This window comes from Stappia sp. TSB10P1A (assembly GCF_900185725.1).
In the GTDB taxonomy this organism is placed as follows: Bacteria; Pseudomonadota; Alphaproteobacteria; order Rhizobiales; family Stappiaceae; genus Stappia.
Genome location: NZ_FYAU01000015.1, coordinates 1 through 14,541, shown reverse-complemented (window position 1 = coordinate 14,541; position 14,541 = coordinate 1). Strand labels below are relative to the sequence as shown.

General features: G+C 68.6%; 13 protein-coding genes. 7 read left to right on the top strand and 6 right to left on the bottom strand.

Translation table 11 applies throughout. The features are described from left to right. Positions 1-23: 23 nt before the first annotated feature. Positions 24-962 carry a nitronate monooxygenase family protein gene (locus tag TSB10P1A_RS04705; protein ID WP_186386753.1) on the top strand — a complete coding sequence of 313 codons (939 nt, stop codon included), beginning with the start codon at positions 24-26 and terminating at the stop codon, positions 960-962. Between the two features lie 129 nt (positions 963-1,091). Here the strand turns inward: TSB10P1A_RS04705 and TSB10P1A_RS04700 are convergent, their stop codons facing one another. Further along, positions 1,092-1,991 carry a LysR family transcriptional regulator gene (locus tag TSB10P1A_RS04700; protein WP_186386752.1) on the bottom strand — a complete coding sequence of 300 codons (900 nt, stop codon included), beginning with the start codon at positions 1,989-1,991 and terminating at the stop codon, positions 1,092-1,094. A 127-nt stretch (positions 1,992-2,118) separates the two neighbouring features. On the opposite strand from TSB10P1A_RS04700, the gene TSB10P1A_RS04695 reads away from it, so the two are divergent. The 3 genes from TSB10P1A_RS04695 to TSB10P1A_RS04685 are packed head-to-tail and all read left to right on the top strand — an operon-like array spanning position 2,119 to position 4,461. Beyond that, on the top strand, positions 2,119-3,051 hold the full coding sequence (locus TSB10P1A_RS04695; protein WP_186386751.1) for a VOC family protein: 933 nt from the start codon (positions 2,119-2,121) through the stop codon (positions 3,049-3,051). Between the two features lie 38 nt (positions 3,052-3,089). Continuing rightward, positions 3,090-3,707 (top strand): alpha/beta hydrolase, encoded by a 618-nt coding sequence (locus tag TSB10P1A_RS04690; protein ID WP_186386750.1) that lies wholly within the window; start codon positions 3,090-3,092, stop codon positions 3,705-3,707. A gap of 25 nt (positions 3,708-3,732) precedes the next feature. Beyond that, on the top strand, positions 3,733-4,461 hold the full coding sequence (locus TSB10P1A_RS04685) for a pirin-like bicupin family protein (protein WP_186386749.1): 729 nt from the start codon (positions 3,733-3,735) through the stop codon (positions 4,459-4,461). Here TSB10P1A_RS04685 and TSB10P1A_RS04680 read toward each other — a convergent pair. After that, positions 4,442-5,392, bottom strand: a complete 951-nt coding sequence (locus tag TSB10P1A_RS04680) for a LysR substrate-binding domain-containing protein (RefSeq protein ID WP_186386748.1) — start codon at positions 5,390-5,392, stop codon at positions 4,442-4,444. The genes TSB10P1A_RS04685 and TSB10P1A_RS04680 overlap by 20 nt on opposite strands. Before the next feature lie 319 nt (positions 5,393-5,711). Between TSB10P1A_RS04680 and katG the strand changes: the two genes are divergently transcribed. The 3 genes from katG (at position 5,712) to TSB10P1A_RS04665 (ending at position 9,928) form a co-directional block, all read left to right on the top strand. After that, positions 5,712-7,916: a catalase/peroxidase HPI gene (gene katG / locus TSB10P1A_RS04675; protein ID WP_186386747.1), complete on the top strand. Its 2,205-nt coding sequence runs from the start codon at positions 5,712-5,714 to the stop codon at positions 7,914-7,916. 312 nt (positions 7,917-8,228) lie between these two features. Then, a complete protein-coding gene (locus tag TSB10P1A_RS04670; RefSeq protein ID WP_186386746.1) occupies positions 8,229-9,152 on the top strand; it encodes a dihydrodipicolinate synthase family protein in 924 nt (307 codons plus the stop codon). Next, on the top strand, positions 9,152-9,928 hold the full coding sequence (locus tag TSB10P1A_RS04665; protein WP_186386745.1) for an SDR family oxidoreductase: 777 nt from the start codon (positions 9,152-9,154) through the stop codon (positions 9,926-9,928). The genes TSB10P1A_RS04670 and TSB10P1A_RS04665 overlap by 1 nt, the downstream gene beginning before the upstream one ends. A 38-nt stretch (positions 9,929-9,966) precedes the next feature. Here TSB10P1A_RS04665 and TSB10P1A_RS04660 read toward each other — a convergent pair whose 3' ends face one another. From TSB10P1A_RS04660 to TSB10P1A_RS23980, 4 genes are all read right to left on the bottom strand, one after another. Then, positions 9,967-10,728 (bottom strand): enoyl-CoA hydratase/isomerase family protein, encoded by a 762-nt coding sequence (locus TSB10P1A_RS04660; protein ID WP_186386744.1) that lies wholly within the window; start codon positions 10,726-10,728, stop codon positions 9,967-9,969. Next, positions 10,725-12,029, bottom strand: a complete 1,305-nt coding sequence (locus TSB10P1A_RS04655) for a phenylacetate--CoA ligase family protein (RefSeq protein ID WP_186386743.1) — start codon at positions 12,027-12,029, stop codon at positions 10,725-10,727. The genes TSB10P1A_RS04660 and TSB10P1A_RS04655 overlap by 4 nt, the downstream gene beginning before the upstream one ends. Next, complete coding sequence (locus tag TSB10P1A_RS04650) at positions 12,026-12,703, bottom strand: TetR/AcrR family transcriptional regulator (RefSeq protein ID WP_186386742.1); 678 nt, start codon at positions 12,701-12,703, stop codon at positions 12,026-12,028. The genes TSB10P1A_RS04655 and TSB10P1A_RS04650 overlap by 4 nt, the downstream gene beginning before the upstream one ends. A 1,746-nt stretch (positions 12,704-14,449) precedes the next feature. Further along, on the bottom strand, positions 14,450-14,541 hold a 92-nt coding region (locus tag TSB10P1A_RS23980; RefSeq protein WP_371515068.1), incomplete at its 5' end, for an IS3 family transposase.

Below are 14,541 nucleotides of genomic sequence, written 5' to 3'. Positions count from 1 at the left end.
CCGGCAGACCGGAGGGTTCCCGCATGACCATGCCGAAAGCATTCGACGGCCGCCTCAAGGTTCCGGCGATCGCCTCGCCGATGTTCCTCGCCTCCGGCCCGGACCTTGTCGTCGCCACCTGCCGCGCCGGCGTGATCGGCACCTTCCCGGCGCTCAACCAGCGCACGACGGAGGGCTATGGCGAGTGGCTGAGCGAAATCGAGGATCGCCTCTCCGGCCATGCCGATGCCGCGCCCTACGGCGTCAACCTGATCGTCCACCGCAGCAACACGCGGCTGGAGGCGGATCTGGCGATGACCGTCGCGCGCAAGGTGCCGCTGGTCATCACCTCGCTCGGCGCCAATCCGGATGTCGTCTCCGCCGTCCAGTCCTATGGTGGCCTCGTCTTCCATGACGTCATCAACCCGCGCCACGCCCGCAAGGCGGCCGAGGCCGGCGTCGACGGCATCATCGCGGTCTGCGCCGGCGCCGGCGGCCATGCCGGCTCCATGAGCCCCTTCGCGCTGGTCTCGGAAATCCGCGCCTTCTACGACGGCGCCATCATCCTCGCCGGCGCCATCAACACCGGCGCGCAGATCGCCGCCGCCCGCGCCATGGGCGCGGACCTCGCCTATCTCGGCACCCGCTTCCTCGCCACAGAGGAAGCGATGATCGTTAACGATTACAAGCAGATGATCCTGGATGCGACCGCCGCCGACATTCTCTACACACCGGCAATCAGCGGCGTGAACGCCAACTTCCTGCGCCCGAGCATCGAGCGCGCCGGCCTCGACCCGGACAACCTGCAGCACGCGGGCACGCTCGACATGGGCAGCGAGGCGAAGGTCTGGAAGAACATCTGGTCCGCCGGCCAGGGCACGGGAACCATCACCGACCTGCCGCCCGCCGCCGAGCTGTGCGCGCGCCTTCGCGCCGAATACCGCGCCGCCTGCGCCGCCCTCGCCTCGGACCCTTACGCCTGATCGCCAGGTCGCAGGCTCATAATTGTGCCAGCAACGGCGTCGCAAGGCCTTGAAAAATAACGCCTTTTATCTCATTCCATTCGGACAGGCACGCGCAGACCGTTTCTCGCCAGAATGATGGTTCACGACCTAGAGCGGGCGGGTCTGCGTCACATAGGCCTCGAAGAAATCGGAGAACCGCGCGACCCGCATCGGCAGGCGCTCGTACGGGGGATAATAGAGCGTCAGCCAGATCTCCGGCGCCTCACAGTCGGGCAGCACCTGGGCGAGCCGGCCCTGCGCCAGCCCCTCCTCGACGATGAACAGCGGCAGCAGGGCGATGCCCTCGCCGTTTTCCGCAAGCCGCGCCAGCAGGTCGCCATTGTTGCCGGCAATCGTTGTACCGGCCCGCACCCGGCGCGTGCGCCCGTCGCGGCGCAAGTCCCAGGTCTCGGCCTGCGAGCGCTCGTCATAGGCAAGGCAGGCATGGGCCGAAAGGTCCTCCGGCGTCTGCGGCGCGCCGCGCAGCGCCAGATAGGCGGGCGAGGCAACCATCACCCGGCGCACGCGGCAGATCTTGCGCCAGATCGTCGACTTGTCGCGCGGTGCCTCGGAAATCCGGATCGCCAGGTCGACATCGCCGGCGACGATGTCGATGAAGCGGTCGGTGAGCCCGATCGACAGCGACACCCGGGGATACTGGCTGCGGAACCCGGCGACGACATCCGGCAGCACCTGCTGTCCGAGCGACATCGGGGCGTTGATACGGATCGTGCCGGCCACATCGCCCTGCTGCTCCTGCAGGTCCTCGGTCGTGCGGCGGAACGCCTCCAGCAGCGGCGCGATGCGGGCGGCATAGACCGCGCCGGCCGAGGTCAGCGACACCTGCCGGGTGGTGCGCAACAGCAGTTGCACCCCGAGTTCTTCTTCCAGCGCGCTCACCGCGCGCGTCACCGTCGGTGCCGTCATCGAGAGCTGCCGGGCGGCGGCGACGAAGCTCCGCTGCTCGGCGACCGCCAGGAACACGCGAATATGGTCGAGATCGATCATGCGGCGATTATTGCATGAATTGAAATGATATCCGAGGAATTGCTTCCATTCTCAAAGCATCCCGCCCGCCCCATCTTTGCAGCAGCGGCGAAGGCCGCAGCCACGGTTCGGGAAAGGGAGCAGCGCCATGCTGACGCAGATCAAGGGCCTCCATCACGTCACGTCGATGGCGGGAAACGCTCAGGAAAACAACGACTTCTTCACCCGCACCCTCGGCCTGCGGCGGGTCAAGAAGACGGTCAACTTCGACGCCCCGGAGGTCTACCACCTCTATTATGGCGACGAGACCGGCACGCCCGGCTCGGTCATGACCTACTTCCCCTTCCCGGATATCGTGCAGGGCCGCCCCGGCGCCGGCGAGGTCGGAAACACCTATTTCGCGGTGCCCGAGGGCTCCCTGCCCTACTGGAAAGAGCGCCTTGCGGGGCTCGGCGTCGGCGGTCTTGAGGAGGATAACCCCTTCGGCGAAAAGCGCCTGCGCTTCCAGGGACCGGACGGCGACGGCTTCTCGCTGGTCGAGACGACGGGCGACGAGCGCCTCGGCTGGAGCGCCGGCGGTGTCAGTTCGGCCGAGGCGATCCAGGGCTTCCGCGGCGCGGCGTTCCGCCTGCGGGATAGCGGGGGGACAGCCGAGCTGCTCCGCTTCATGAACTACCGCGAGGTGGAGCGCAGCGGCACCTGGACCCGCTTCGCGGTCGAGGGTGGAAACGGCGCCGATGTCATTGATATCGAAGAGGTTTCCTCGGCCGCTCACGCCCGCCAGGGGGCCGGTTCGGTGCACCATATCGCCTTCGCGGTGGAGAACCGGGCGGCCCAGTTGGAGGTGCGCAAGGCGTTGATGGACACGGGCTATCAGGTCACGCCGGTGATCGACCGGGACTATTTCTGGGCGATCTACTTCCGCAGCCCCGGCGGCATCCTGTTCGAGGTGGCGACCAACGAGCCCGGCTTCGACCGGGACGAGGATACCGCCCATCTCGGCGAGGCCCTGAAACTGCCGACCCGCTACGAGCAGTTCCGCGCGCAGATCGAGGACATCCTGACCCCGATCCGGGACTAACTCGGCTCCTTCCCTCCGGCCACAAGGGACTCACCGTCATGATCACGGACACCTATCACGCCCTGACCACGCAGCCGGCGCCCGGCGCGCCGCTGGTCTTCGCCTTCCACGGCACCGGCGGCGACGAGCACCAGTTCGCCCGCTTCGTCGAGGAGGCCCTGCCCGGCGCCGGCCTTGTCGCCCCGCGCGGCGATGTCTCGGAGCACGGCGCGCTGCGCTTCTTCCGCCGCACCGGCGAAGGCGTCTACGACATGGACGACCTCGCCCGGCGCACGCAGGCGATGGCCGGCTTCGTCGAGGCCCACCGCAAGGCGCATCCGGGCCGCCCGGTCTACGGCTTCGGCTATTCCAACGGCGCCAACATCCTGGCCTCGGTCGCCTTCCTGCGGCCGGACCTGTTCGACCGGATCGCGCTTCTGCATCCGCTGATCCCGTTCGAGCCGGCGCCCCAGCCGGGTCTTGCCGGGCGAAAGGTGCTGATTTCCGCCGGCAAGCGGGACCCGATCTGCCCGCCGGCCGCGACCAGCGCGCTGATCGACTGGTTCACGGCGCAGGGAGCCGAGGTGACGCTCGCCGCCCATGAGGGCGGGCACGAGTTGCGACAGACCGAAATCGACGCGCTGGTCGGCTTTCTGAACGAGCCGCCGGACGCATGACGACGCATGACAAGGAGACGGAGCGATGGTGCTGATCCATGAGAACATGAGCCGCGGCCGCACCCAGAGCGGCTGGCTCGACGCCTGGCATACCTTCTCCTTCGGCGGTTTCCGCGATCCCGCCCGCATGGGCTACGCCGCCCTGCGGGTGCTCAACGAGGACCGCGTCGTCCCCGGCGCCGGCTTTTCCGAACACGGCCATTCCGACATGGACATTCTCACCATGGTCCTGTCGGGCCGGCTGCGCCACACCGACACGCTGGGCAACGAGGCGGAGATTGCCGCAGGCGAACTCCAACTGATGTCGGCGGGACGCGGCATCCGCCATGCGGAGATGAACGCCTCCGGCAGCGAACCCGCCCATGTCCTGCAGATCTGGCTGATCCCGGACACCACCGGCGGCGCGCCGACCTATCAACAGGTGAAGCTGCCGGCACCGGAGACGGTGCGGGACTGGACGCTGCTGGCCAGCGGCAAGGACGGCGAGGCGCCGTTGCGGCTCCTGTCCGACACGCGCGTCTCGATCGCCGCGCCGCTGGCGGGAGACGCCACCGCGCTTCCCCTCGCCGATGGGCGGCGGCTCTTCGTCCATCTGGTCGAAGGCATCGCCACGGTCGAGGGCGAGCGTCTCGTCGCCGGCGACGGATTGCAGGTCGGCGAGGAGGAGATCGGCGATCTCCTCTGGCAGACGGACGGCCGCGCCCTGCTCTTCGACATGAGCGCGCGCCCAGGCGTCAGCCGGGTTGCGGGCTGACGGCACCGCCCGGTCCGGCGCTCGCGTCGGATCGGGCCCGCATCTCCTGCGCGGTCTGGCGCACCGCATCGGCGATCTGCTCCAGTTGCCGGGCGAGCGGGCTCGCCTTGCGCCAGATCATGCCGATGGTGCGCGAGGGCTGCGGCTCGTCGAAACGCGAGACGGAGACGGCGGCCGAGCGAGTTTCCACCGGCAGCGCCATTTCCGGGATCAAGGTCACACCGATGCCGGCGCTGACCATCTGCACCAGCGTCGACAGCGAACTGCCATCCATCAGCTCGCGCGGCTGCGCCGGCCCCATGTTGCAGAAGGACAGCGCCTGCTCGCGGAAACAGTGCCCCTCCTCCAGCAGCAGCAGGCGCATCTCGCGCAAGGCTTCGCGGTTGGGCACCGGCTTGCCCTCGTCCTCCGTCGGCCGGACCAGCACGAAACTCTCAGAAAACAGAGCCACTTCGCTGAGCGCCGGTTCGGAGACCGGCAGCGCGACGATGGCCGTGTCGAGCCGCCCCTCGGCGAGTTCCTGCACCAGGCGCGAGGTCACCGTCTCGCGCACATGGATGTCGAGCCCCTCGTTGGCGCGGGTCAACCGGGCGATCACCGCCGGCAGCAGATAGGGCGCGATCGTCGGAATGATGCCGATGCGCAGGCGCCCGGCCAGCCGGTCGCGCGAGGCGCGCGCAAGGTCGCCGAGCTCGTCGACCGCCTGCAGGATGTCATTGGCCCGCCGCGCGAATTCCTCGCCGAACGCCGTCAGGCGAACCTGCCGGGCGGTACGCTCGAACAGCTCCGTGCCGAGCGTCTCCTCCAGATCGCGGATCTGCACGGAGAGCGCCGGCTGCGAGATCGAGCAGGCTTCCGCCGCCCGGCCGAAATGGCCGTACTCGGCCAGCGCCCGGAAGTAGCGAAGCTGCTTGAGGGTGAGGTTTCTCATAATTAAAAACTATCGCGGCAATCAAAAAATACAACTTAAATTAATCATCCGACTGAGGCATAGTGAGCCTGCGAGGATGAGAAGCGACGACCTCGGCGCCCCGCTGGCGCAACGGTTTCCCCACGCACGCCGCGGCGTGCTTCGGAGGCCGGAAGGATCGTCGCCCCTCCCGGCAGTCAATGCTTCGGGACAGTCTCGAGAGGGAGAGTGCATGGCAGCGACACGAGGTCGCCATGCGGGTCACAGGGCGGGTCTCCGCCCCGTGCGCCATGATTTTCTCCTTCTCAGGCAGTCATTTACAACCTGACGAGTGAGAGACATGGACAGACCCGATTTCGACACCGCCGGCAAATGCCCGGTCGTTCACAACACCAGCCGGGCCCGGCAGAACTGGTGGCCCAACCAGCTCAACATCCGCGTCCTGCACCAGAACTCTTCCCTGTCCAACCCGATGGGCAAGGACTTCAACTATGCGGAAGAGTTCAAGAAGCTCGATCTGGCCGCCGTCAAGGCCGACCTGACGGCGCTGATGACCGACAGCCAGGCCTGGTGGCCGGCGGACTGGGGCCATTACGGCCCGCTGTTCATCCGCATGGCCTGGCACAGCGCCGGCACCTACCGCACCTTCGACGGTCGCGGCGGCGGCGGCAACGGCCAGCAGCGTTTCGCCCCGCTGAACAGTTGGCCGGACAACGTCAACCTGGACAAGGCCCGCCGCCTGCTGTGGCCGGTCAAGCAGAAATACGGCGACAAGCTGTCCTGGGCCGACCTGATGATCCTGGCCGGCAATGTCGCGCTGGAGAGCATGGGCTTCAAGACCTTCGGCTTTGCCGGCGGCCGCGCCGACACCTGGGAGCCCGAGGAGCATGTCTACTGGGGCGCCGAGACCGAGTGGCTGGCCACCAGCGACAAGGCAAACAGCCGCTATTCCGGCGAGCGCGAGCTGGAAAACCCGCTGGCGGCGGTGCAGATGGGCCTGATCTACGTCAACCCGGAAGGCCCGGACGGCAATCCGGACCCGGTCGCCTCCGGCCGCGACATCCGCGAGACCTTCGCCCGCATGGCGATGAACGACGAGGAAACCGTCGCCCTGGTGGCCGGCGGCCACACGTTCGGCAAGTGCCACGGCGCGGGCGACGCCGCGCTGCTGGGCGCCGAGCCGGAGGGCGCGGGCCTTGAGGACATGGGCCTCGGCTGGACCAGCCGCTTCGCCTCGGGCCTGGCCGGCGACACGATTTCCAGCGGCATCGAGGGCGCCTGGAAGCCGAATCCGACGACCTGGGACATGGGCTATCTGAAGGTCCTGTTCAAATACGAGTGGGAACTGGTCAAGAGCCCGGCCGGCGCCAAGATGTGGCTGGCCAAGGACGTCGACGACGAGGACATGATCGTCGACGCCCACGACCCGTCGAAGAGGCATCGCCCGATGATGACGACGGCGGACCTCGCCCTGCGCTTCGACCCGATCTACGAGCCGATCTCCCGCCGCTTCCTGGCAAACCCGGCCGAGTTCGCCGATACCTTCGCCCGCGCCTGGTTCAAGCTGACCCACCGCGACATGGGCCCGAAGTCGCGCTACCTCGGCCCGGAGGTCCCGTCCGAAGATCTGATCTGGCAGGATCCGGTCCCGGCCGTCGACCATCCGCTGGTGAACGACGCAGACGTCGCCGAGCTCAAGGCCAAGGTCCTCGCCTCCGGCCTGACCGTCTCCGAACTGGTCTCGACCGCCTGGGCGTCGGCCTCGAGCTTCCGCGGATCGGACAAGCGCGGCGGCGCCAACGGTGCACGTATCCGCCTCGCCCCGCAGAAGGACTGGGAGGTCAACCAGCCGGCGCAGCTCGCCAAGGTGCTGGCGAAGCTGGAGGAAATCCGCTCGACCTTCAACGCGGGCCAGTCCGGCGGCAAGAAGGTCTCGCTCGCCGACCTGATCGTGCTGGCCGGCGGTGCCGCCGTCGAGAAGGCCGCCAAGGACGCCGGTCTCGACGTGACCGTGCCCTTCGCGCCGGGTCGCACCGACGCGAGCGCGGAGCAGACGGATGCGGAGTCCTTCGACGTGCTGGAGCCCAGCGCCGACGGCTTCCGCAACTATGTCTCGGCCAATCCGGTGCTGTCGCCGGAAGCGCTCTTGATCGACCGGGCCGAACTGCTGACCCTGACCGCGCCGGAAATGACCGTGCTGATCGGCGGCCTGCGCGTGCTCGGCGCCAACCATGGCGGGTCGACGCATGGCGTCTTCACCGAGCGTCCGGGCACCCTCACCAACGACTTCTTCGTCAACCTGCTCGACATGGGGACAAAGTGGAAGCCGGTGTCGGATAAGCAGGACGTGTTCGAGGGCTCCGACCGGGCCACCGGCAAGGCGAAGTGGACCGGCACCCGCGTGGATCTGGTGTTCGGCTCGAACTCGCAATTGCGGGCGCTGTCGGAGGTCTACGGCCAGAACGACGCCAAGGAGAAGTTCGCCCGCGACTTCGTCGCCGCCTGGACCAAGGTGATGAACGCGGACCGCTTCGACCTGCGCTAAACGCATGCTGTGCCCGCCGGCGGAAGGGGATCTCCCCGCCCGCCGGCGCAGGCGACACGAGAGGCGCGGCGGACCCTCCGCCGCGCCTTTTTGTTTGGCAGCAGAGGCTTGCCGGCGATTGACTCCTGCCGCGCGCGGCCTACCATCCACGTCCCCGAGGCGGGATGGGCGCAACTATCCCCGCCGGCCCGCACGCCTCTCCACGCTCCTCGCGAATTTTGAGAAATTTTGCGCGGAATTTTGCAAAATTCCGTCTCGAAATCGCTGATTTTCGAGACTCCCGTCTCAATCCACCTCCTGCGGAAGGACATCATGGCCCGACTGGACGAAAGTGCCCGCGGCGTCTACCTGATCGCCGTCACCCCCTTCACCGAGACCGGCGCGCTCGACCTCGACGGCTGCGACCGGATGGTCGACTTCTATCTGGAGGCGGGCGCCACCGGGCTGACCCTCTTAGGGGTGATGGGCGAGGCGCCGAAGCTGACGACGGACGAGTCCGCCACCGTCGTCAACCGGGTGCTGAAGCGTGTCGACGGGCGCGTGCCGGTCGTCGTCGGCGTGTCGTCGCCGGGCTTCGCCCAGATGCAGGCGCTGACGGGCCGGGTGATGGACGACGGCGCCGCCGGTGTGATGATCGCCCCGCCGGGGACCTTGCGCACCGACGACCAGATCGCCGGCTATTACGAGCAGGCGGCCGAGATGATCGGAGATGTCCCCTTCGTGCTGCAGGACTTCCCGCTGACCACCGGCGTGCAGATGTCCGTGCCGGTGATCGCCCGCATCATCAAGGATATCCCCAGTTGCGTCTGCCTGAAGCACGAGGACTGGCCGGGCCTTGCCAAGATCACGGCGCTGCGCAAGGAGGGGGCGACCGCCCGCCGGGTGTCGATCCTGTGCGGCAATGGCGGCGTGTTCCTGCCCGAGGAGATGGAGCGCGGGGCCGACGGCGCGATGACCGGCTTCGCCTATCCGGAGATGATGACCGGCGTCGTCGCGAACCACGCCAGGGGCGACATGGAGCGGGCCCGCGACCTGTTCGACGCCTATCTGCCGCTCGCCCGCTTCGAGCAGCAGCCGGGCCTCGGCCTTGCCATCCGCAAATACGTCCTTTACCGGCGCGGTGTGCTCGCCACCCCCGCCCTGCGCAAGCCGGGCGCCGCCCTCGATCCGCTGTCGCGGGCCGAGGTCGACCGGCTGATGGCCCGTCTCGACAAACGCCTGAAGGAGCTCAACTGATGGATCTCGGCCTGACGGGCAAGCGCGCCCTCGTCCTTGGAGCCAGCCGCGGCCTCGGCCGGGCGATCGCCGAAACGCTGGCGCGCGAGGGCGTCCGCGTCATCGCCGCCGCCCGCAACGAACCGGCAATCGCCGAATGGGCCGCAGCAACGCCCGATTGCGACGTGACCCCGCTGCGGATCGACCTTGCCGACATCGCCTCGATCGACGGCGCGCTGGAGACGATCCTGGCCGATGGCGGGGTCGACATCCTGATCAACAATGCCGGCGGCCCGCCGCCCGGAACGGCGCTCGCCGCCGACCATGCCGCCTGGACCGCCAATTTCTCGGCGATGGCGGCAAGCCTCTTTCACATCACCTCGAAGCTGGTGCCGCCGATGCGCGCGCGCGGCTTCGGCCGGGTGATCACCATCGGCTCGTCCGGCGTCGAGCAGCCGATCCCCAACCTTGCCATGTCGAACGGCATCCGCGCCGCGGTGCTGGCCTGGTCGAAGACGCTGGCGAGCGAGGTCGCGGGCGACGGCGTCACCGTCAACATGGTGGTGCCGGGACGCATCCACACCGCCCGCGTCGACGAACTGGACGCAGCCGCCGCCAAGCGCACCGGCAAGAGCGTGGAGGAGATCGCCAGGGCTTCCGCCGCCTCGATCCCGGCGGGACGCTACGGCCGGCCGCAGGAATTCGCCGACATGGTGGCGTTCCTCGCCTCCGAGCGCGCGTCCTATGTCACCGGCAGCCGCGTGCGCGTCGACGGCGGCGCGATCAGAAGCCTCTGACGGAACACGCCTTTTCGTATAACCCGCCGGGTCCCGCTTCAAAAGGCGGTGATCCGGCGGGTGGTCTCCGGATCGAGGAAGCCGGCGACCGTCGCCTCGGTTTCCAGATCGAGCGCCCGGTGAAGATCGCCGGCGGCGACCGCATTGAGCACCCGCTTCATCGACCGCACGGCGAGCGGCGGCAGCTCGGCAAGCCGCCGGGCCAGCGCCTCGGCTTCCGCCAGCAGCGCGTCATCCGCCACCACCTTGTGGGCAAGGCCCATCGCGCCGAGCTCAGTCGCCGTGTAGCGCTCACCCAGAAACAGCATCTCGCGCGCCTTCATCAGCCCGACCAGCGCCGGCAGCAGCGCCGTCACCGCGCCGGTGACGAAGACGTTGAGCGAGACTTCCGGGAAGAAGGCCTTCGCCCCTTCGCCCCAGAGCGGGAAGTCGCAATTGATCGCCCATTCGAAGCCGCCGCCCACGGCCCAGCCGTGGATCGCGCCGACCACGGGCTTCGGACCGAAGGTAATGGCATGGGTCGCCCGCTGGATGGCGAGAACGAGATCGCGCGCGGCCTCCTCCGTTTCCGGGTGGACATGTTCGCGCCGGTCGTCGCCGGCGCAGAACGCCTTGCCGGTGCCGGTGAAGAGGATCGCCCGGGTAGCGGGATCGCGATTGGCATCGTCGAAGGCGCGCGCGACATCGTCGACGAGCTGCCGGTTCATGGCGTTGAGGCTCGCCGGCCGGTTGAGGGCGATGGTGCGCACCCCGCCCGCGCCAAGCGTGCTCAGCACGGTCTCGTAAGCAAATTCGGTCATTGCCCCTCCCTGATGACCCGCCGGGTCTTGCCTTCGGTGCGCGGCAGGCTGCCGGCGGGCAGCAGCGTGACGCTGGCACTCGCCCCGAGCCGGGCCTTGATCTCGCCCGCCACCCGGGTGGCAAGCTCCCCTGTCTCCGACACGCCCTTCGCCAGTTCCGCCTCCACCGGCAGCGTGTCGTAGGGGGGCGGCGACGCGAGACGGATGCGGTATTCGCCCGACAGTTCGGCGAAGGAGTTGAGCACCGCCGCGACCATGGTCGGGAACATGTTGAGCCCGCGCACCACCACCATGTCGTCGGAGCGGCCGACGACGGAGAAGCGGAAGCCGGTGCGGCCGCAGGTACAGGGCGTGGTGGCGGCGACGCGGATGATGTCGCCGGTGCGAAAGCGCACCAAAGGCTGGCAGTCGCGCACCAGGTGGGTGAGCACCAGTTCGCCGCTCTCGCCGGCCTCCAGGGCCTTCGGCGCGCCGCTGTCCGGGTCGATCAGTTCGGCATGCAGCACGTCGGCCGCCATGAAATGCAGATGCGTGTCGTGCTCGCATTCGGAGGCGAAATTGCAGAAGACGTCGGAAACGCCATAGTTGGAATTGCGCGGCTGCAGGCCCCAGGTCTCGGTCATGCGGGCGCGGAAGGCGGGATCGTCGACGCCGGGCTCGCCGCCGAACAGGCCGAGCCTGAGGCCGAGATCGCGCGGCAGCAGGCCGGGAAACTTCTGCGCGATCACCCGTTCCAGCACCGCCGGATAGGACGGGGTGCAGGAGATCGCCGTCACTCCGACCTCCAGGATCGTCCGCACCAGCAGCTCGGTCGAGCCGACGCCGAAGGGCACCACCGTCGCCCCCGCCTCCTCCAGCGTCAGATGGTCGGTCAGCCCGCCCATCCACATCTGGTAATTGAGGCAGTGGACCACCGTGTCCTGCGGGCCGAGGCCGGCGGCGCGCTGGCAGCGGCCGCCGACCTCCTGGGTGATGCGGGCATCGCGCGCCGACAGGGCAAGGTTCATCGCCTGCCCGGTGGTGCCGGAGGTGCGGTGCAGCCGGTTGACCAGGGTGCGCGGGGCGGCGAGATAGTCGCCGAAGGGCGGATGGGCGGCCTGCGACAGGCGCAGTTGCGACTTGTCGGACAGCGGCAGCTCGGCAAGGTCGCGCAGCGAACGGGGCGGCGCCTCCCCCTGCCACAGCGCCCGGTAGAATGGCGAATGCGCCATCACATGCGCCCGCTGCCGCGCCCAGGCGGCATCGATATGGGGCTGCAACTCGTGAAGCGGAACGCGGTCCGCCTGCGCAACGGTGCTCATATCGTCATCGCCCGTTTCCAGATGAGGGTGAGTGTGTCGACGACCGCCTCGTCGCGGCCCGAGATCGCGACGAGCGCGGGGTCCTGCGACAGGATGAGGCCGGAGAGATACTGGTCGACCATGCCGCCGAGCGCATAGGCGCGGCGCAGCAGCTCCTCCCGGTCGACCGCGCCGCCGCGCCCGAGGCGGGTGAGGCGGCGCTCGACCGCCGCCACCACGCTTTCCAGCCAGTCGCGGTTCAGCCGGTGAAAGGCCTCGCGCGCCTGCGGCAGCGTGTCGAGATGGTGGACGAGGCAGCGCATCAGCCCGCGATTGCCGCGAAACAGCGCGACATAGGCGCTGGTCGCCGCGCGCACCGGATCTTCCGGGTGGGCGGAGCCGGCGACCCGCATCGCCGCCTGCAGGAAACCGACGAAGCCGACCAGCAGCTCGTCGAGCAGCACGGTGCGGTCGGCGAAGTAGATGTAGAAGGTGCCGTTGGAGATGCCCGCCTCTTCGCAGACGGCGGAGACGGTGAACTCCTGCGGCCCCTGCCGGTCGAGCACGGCACAGGCCGCCGCCTGGATCTGGGCGCGGGTGCGCTCGCCCTTGGGCCGCCCGGCGGCGCGCGCGGCGAGAGCCTGCGGATAGAACAGCACCTGATCCTCCCCCTGCCGGGGCGCGGCACGCGGCATCGCGGCGACCTCATAACTAAAAATGACATCAGTTTCATATTTCGCGGGTGGGCGAGAGTCAAACGGGATTTTGGGTGGGTCGCACCACCCACCGGCCGTCACACCGGGCAAGGCGCAGGCAAAGGTTGGCGCAAAGACTCAATCGCCCCGGCGGAACCTGGATACCTGCCTTCGCAGGTATGACAGCCGAAAATGGGGTGAGCGCCTTCCGCCTCATGCCTGCTAAGGGCGCCAATGGGTCCCGGCTCTCCGGCTTCGCCTGCGGCCGGGATGACCTCCGAGAGGGGGCACGGCCTCGCGCTCCTCCGCTGCTCCGCGCGGCGCTTGGGATGGCTGCGCGCTTTCCTCCCCCTCTGCCGTCACACCGGGCAAGCGAAGCGCGACCCGGTGCCCATTGGCTGCCAGAGCGGTGGCGAGGACACCGGAACCAAGCCGCAAGCGCCGTGGCTCGCCGGTTCCGGATCTTCGGCCTTCGGCCTCGTCCGGAATGACGACGAGAGAGGCTGGCGCGAAGATCCGCACGCCGGCGGATACTGGATACCTGCCTTCGCAGGTATGACAGCCGAAAATGGGGTGAGCGCCTTCCGCCACATGCCCGCTAAGGGCGCCAATGGGTCCCGGCTCTCCGGCTTCGCCTGCGGCCGGGACGACATCCGAGGGGGAGGAACGGCCTTGCGCTGCTCCGCTGCTCTGGGCGAGCGCTTGGGATGGCTGCGCGCTTTCCTCCCCCTTGGCCGTCACACCGGGCAAGCGAAGCGCGACCCGGTGCCCATTGGCTGCCAGAGCGGTGGCGAGGACACCTCGGCGGGGAGCGTATCGGCGGGGAGCGCATGCCCGTTTTGCGCGCCACCCCGCGCGCAGGCCCTACGGCGTCCTCCCGCACGAAGCGCCATTCGCGCGCAGGCCCCTCCTTCGTCTTCCCGGACGGCGCGTAGCGCCGAGCCGGGATCGGGGAGCCGAGGGCCTACAGGGCGCGTACGAAAGACACCGCAAACGCCGTGGCTCGCCGGTTCCGGATCTTCGGCCTTCGGCCTCGTCCGGAATGACGACGAGAGAGGCTGGTGCGAAGACCCCCACGCCGACGGAATCTGGATACCTGCCTTCGCAGGTATGACAAGTGAGAGGAGGTGAACGCCTTCCGCCACATGCCCGCTAAGGGCGCCAATGGGTCCCGGCTCTTCGGCCTTCGGCCTCGTCCGGGACGACACCTGAGAGGGGGCACGGCCTTGCGCTGCTCCGCCGCTCTGGGCGGGTGCTTGGGACGGGTGCGCGCTTTCCTCCCCCTCTGCCGTCACCCCGGCCAAGCGCAGCGCGCGCCGGGGCCCATTCGTTCCCAGAGCGGGGGCGAGGACACCGGAACCAAGCCACAGCCGCCATGGCTCGCCGGTTCCGGATCTTCGGCCTTCGGCCTCGTCCGGAATGACGAGGAGAGAGGCTGGAGCGAAGACCCCCACGCCGGCGGATGCTGGATACCTGCCTTCGCAGGTATGACAAGTGAGAGGGGGGTGAACGCCGCCCGCCACATGCCCGCTAAGGGTGCCAATGGTTCCCGGCTCTCCGGCTTCGCCTGCGGCCGGGATGACGGCCTGGGAATGACGCGCGACCTCGCCTCCCCTCGGACGTCACCCCGGCCAAGCGCAGCGCGCGCCGGGGCCCATTCGTTCCCAGAGCGGTCGTGAGGACACCGGAACCAAGCCACAACCGCCGTGGCTTGGACTTGCTTCGCAAAAGTGGAGAGGGGTTTTGTTATCCGCCCATTTTTTCGAACTGGACGGGGCTGATGTATCCAAGCGCCGAGTGGCGTCTTGAGGGATTGTAGAAACCGTCGATGTAGCGCG